The organism is Candidatus Albibeggiatoa sp. nov. BB20, assembly GCA_016744725.1.
Lineage (GTDB): Bacteria > Pseudomonadota > Gammaproteobacteria > Beggiatoales > Beggiatoaceae > Albibeggiatoa.
Map to the genome: position 1 here is coordinate 1 of JADGDW010000269.1, position 3,052 is coordinate 3,052.

The following is a 3,052-nucleotide window of genomic DNA, read 5'->3' on the forward strand; positions in this document are numbered from 1 at the left end:
GCCCATAGTCGCACAACCGAATACCGCACAATCCATCCCAGTAATAGAGCCGCGTCAAGTGTTGCAGCAAGGTCTACAAAACCTACTAACCCTACATCAGCAAGTCACACCCAACACAGATAAAGCCTTATTATTACAACGATTGGAGCAAGAAATTTTACCTTATTTTGATTTCAATCACATGGCCAATTGGGCTATTGGGCGTTATCGCCAGCAAGCGACTCCAAGTCAGATGATGCGTTTGAGTCGTTATTTGCAAGCATTGTTTTTAACCGCATTGGTGAAAAATTTAGGCAGTGGCAGCGAACAATATCATTTTGTGCTTAACGAACCTTTAGTCAACCCAAAAAATAGTGAAGTGATGATCAAAGTGCAGGTATATAAAGAAAAAGATAAGTTAATTTTAATTTCATTTCGGCTTTATAACAATGGACAAGCTTGGAAAATCTTTGACGTATCTGCAAATGGGATGAGTGCAATGCTATATTACAGACAATTTTTATATCAGCAAATTCAACAACACACTTTAGAAGGTTTTTTAGGACAATAATTTAGCTTTAAAACTAAGATTTACCTGATTACTCATAATGATCAGCCAATATGAGAAATGGTATTAACTCATGTAAATTGCTCAAGCGTCACGTTTGAGCTCTTCCTTCAGTTATAATACGAGTGTGCTTGCAGCCGTGTTTTGGAACCGCTTTAAACCAAACCATCAGAGACAAATTCACACTCTGTACTGAAATGGTGTTCAGCCCAAGCCGCAATCCCTTTAGTTTTGAACCCTTCAACAATATTCATTGAGATAGGATGAGCATCTTTGTTTAAGGATATCGCTGCAACAAATGGCATTTTATTTGGTGCCCCCCTTTTACCCCCATGCTTAGCACTTCCACAATACACATTATCTAATCGTCGTTTGTAGAAAATACAAAAAACCACAATCAAAACCCAAGTCTATTACTTGTTTTGTATCCTATTGAAATAAGCTAATGTTTGTTCAGCTTCTTGCTGTATAGAATACTGCTTTACAGTTTCCAATCCATTCAAACTCAAATGTTGGCGTAATGCGTTGTCTTTCAATAAACGCAAAATGGCTTGGGCAAAAATGTGTGGCTTACGTGGAGGTACAGTCAGACAATTTTCGTCAGGCCGAGCATATTCTGTTACCCCACCTTCATTAGTTAATATACAAGCAGTCCCACAGCTCATCGCCTCCAGTGCTAAACGCCCAAATCCTTGATAATCAGACGCATCTAAAAACATGTCCGCTTCAGAGTACAGTGCTGCTAAATGGTTTTGGTTTGATACTACGCCCTCGTCGCGATATTCAAATCCAATGTCTTGTCGAAAAAGGTGATTATCTCCAAAAAACACAATCTCTAATTCAGGATACTGCTGTTTAACCACGGCCAAAGCTTGTACAGCTGATTTAAAACCACGCCAAGGTGTACCAGGACGCGCCATTGTGACCAATATAGGATGTGATTTAGGTTCTATATCACGCGGATAAAACACATCTAAATCGGTTCCAATACAAATTTTCTCACTGGCATAACCATCATTTTCTAATAACTGTTGTAGCCAATCTGAAGTCACAATTTTATTGTCAATCAAAGCATAAGTATCTAATACCGTTTTTTTGCTCTGGTGTTCGGTTGAAAACCACGCTTCATAATCCTGTAAATAATAGGCAGTGTGCTGAGCTAAATCAGCTTGCTGAATTTCTGCTGCCCACGGTGCGGTTGTCCAATGAGTTGCCACCACAATATCGGTTTCAGGCAAATGGATCGTTAAATCTTGTGCATTTTTAAATAACATGGGCTCAGTTAACAATCGCCAGTTACGAATTTCTGGGTCAACAAATAAAGTTGCAATCCGTGCTTCAATACCCAATAAAATCAACTCATTGACTAATTGCACAACAGATAAAATCCCGCCAGAAATCACCAGTTTATTAACCAAGTAAGTCACGCGCAAGCATTTGGGTCGGGTATTTTGAGCAACCAATGCCGCGTTTGGAATTGGAGCAATGGCATGAGTCATTTGTTTTAAACCACGTAAACCATCAAGGATGAATTTAGCAAACTGTTTTTGCTGCCAGTGTTTTAATAGCTTACGATAACTTGTCCAGATGACAGGAGTAGGATGCCAGCGTTGTTGGGTATGAAATAATTCTTGAACCATTTTAAGCGGATTGGTCTTTTTATAAGCATGGAATTGGCGCAAATATTCGCTTTTCCAGCGTTGGTCAAAAATTTGCCTATTGGCTATATAGCGTTCATGGCTGTGGGCAAAGCTGGCTTGACCTTGATGATACACATAGACATCTGGTGTCAGCACAGTGCGATAACCTTGTGTTGTTAGACGCATACACAAGTCAGATTCCTCACAATAACCTTTGCCATAAACTTCATCAAACAGCCCTACTTTTTGTAAAATAGACTGTCGTAATAACAAACAAAATCCGACACCTGTTACCACATCTAAAGCAATTGTTTTCCCATCAAATTTTTCCTGCAACTGCCAATTCATGTCATAAAAATTACTCCCCTGCGTCATTGCTAAGTCAATTTGATCTGCATTATTTGTAATAGGGTTTACGCTTGCAATATTTTGGTCAGACTCTGCACATTTCATTAAATTAAATAACCAATTAGGCGAGACAATGACATCTGAATTTAATAGTAAAACATAAGGAGATTGTGCTATTGACATACCAAGATTGCAGGACTTTACAAAGCCTAAATTTGTAGAATTAACGATTAAATGAATATTTTCGGATTTTTGGGCTATTTGTTCTAAATAGTTGGAAGTGGTTTTATCGCTGGCATCGTTGATGAGATAAAGCTGATATTGATTTGAGTCGGTATGCGCTAAAACGGAATCAATGCACGTTTTGACATAAGAAAGACTATTAAAAATAGGAACTATAATATCACAAGTAGGTAAATTCTGATTTTTCACTATAATTTGCCTGAAAGACGTATTTTTTATATTTATTTGAGTTTAATCTATATGATTAATGTACTATTTTCAACCTGCTAATAAA

Annotated in this window: 3 protein-coding genes; 1 reads left to right on the forward strand and 2 read right to left on the reverse strand. The window is 37.8% G+C overall.

Going from position 1 to position 3,052, the window contains the following annotated elements:
* Nucleotides 1-550, forward strand: a 550-nt coding sequence (locus ABXH34_RS18385) for an MlaC/ttg2D family ABC transporter substrate-binding protein (RefSeq protein ID WP_353573345.1), incomplete at its 5' end; no start/stop codon positions are given.
* A 152-nt stretch (nt 551-702) separates the two neighbouring features.
* On the opposite strand, the gene ABXH34_RS18390 is transcribed toward ABXH34_RS18385, so the two are convergent.
* Together ABXH34_RS18390 and ABXH34_RS18395 are read right to left on the reverse strand one after the other, a co-directional pair.
* Nucleotides 703-852, reverse strand: a complete 150-nt coding sequence (locus tag ABXH34_RS18390) for a hypothetical protein (RefSeq protein ID WP_353573346.1) — start codon at nt 850-852, stop codon at nt 703-705.
* A gap of 108 nt (nt 853-960) precedes the next feature.
* Nucleotides 961-2,967, reverse strand: a complete 2,007-nt coding sequence (locus ABXH34_RS18395; RefSeq protein WP_353573347.1) for a glycosyltransferase — start codon at nt 2,965-2,967, stop codon at nt 961-963.
* Nucleotides 2,968-3,052: the final 85 nt, after the last annotated feature.

Bases quoted from the DNA above. Each gene is read 5' to 3' on its own strand.
- ABXH34_RS18390 (WP_353573346.1), bottom strand. From the start codon at position 852: ATGCCATTTGTTGCAGCGATATCCTTAAACAAAGATGCTCATCCTATC.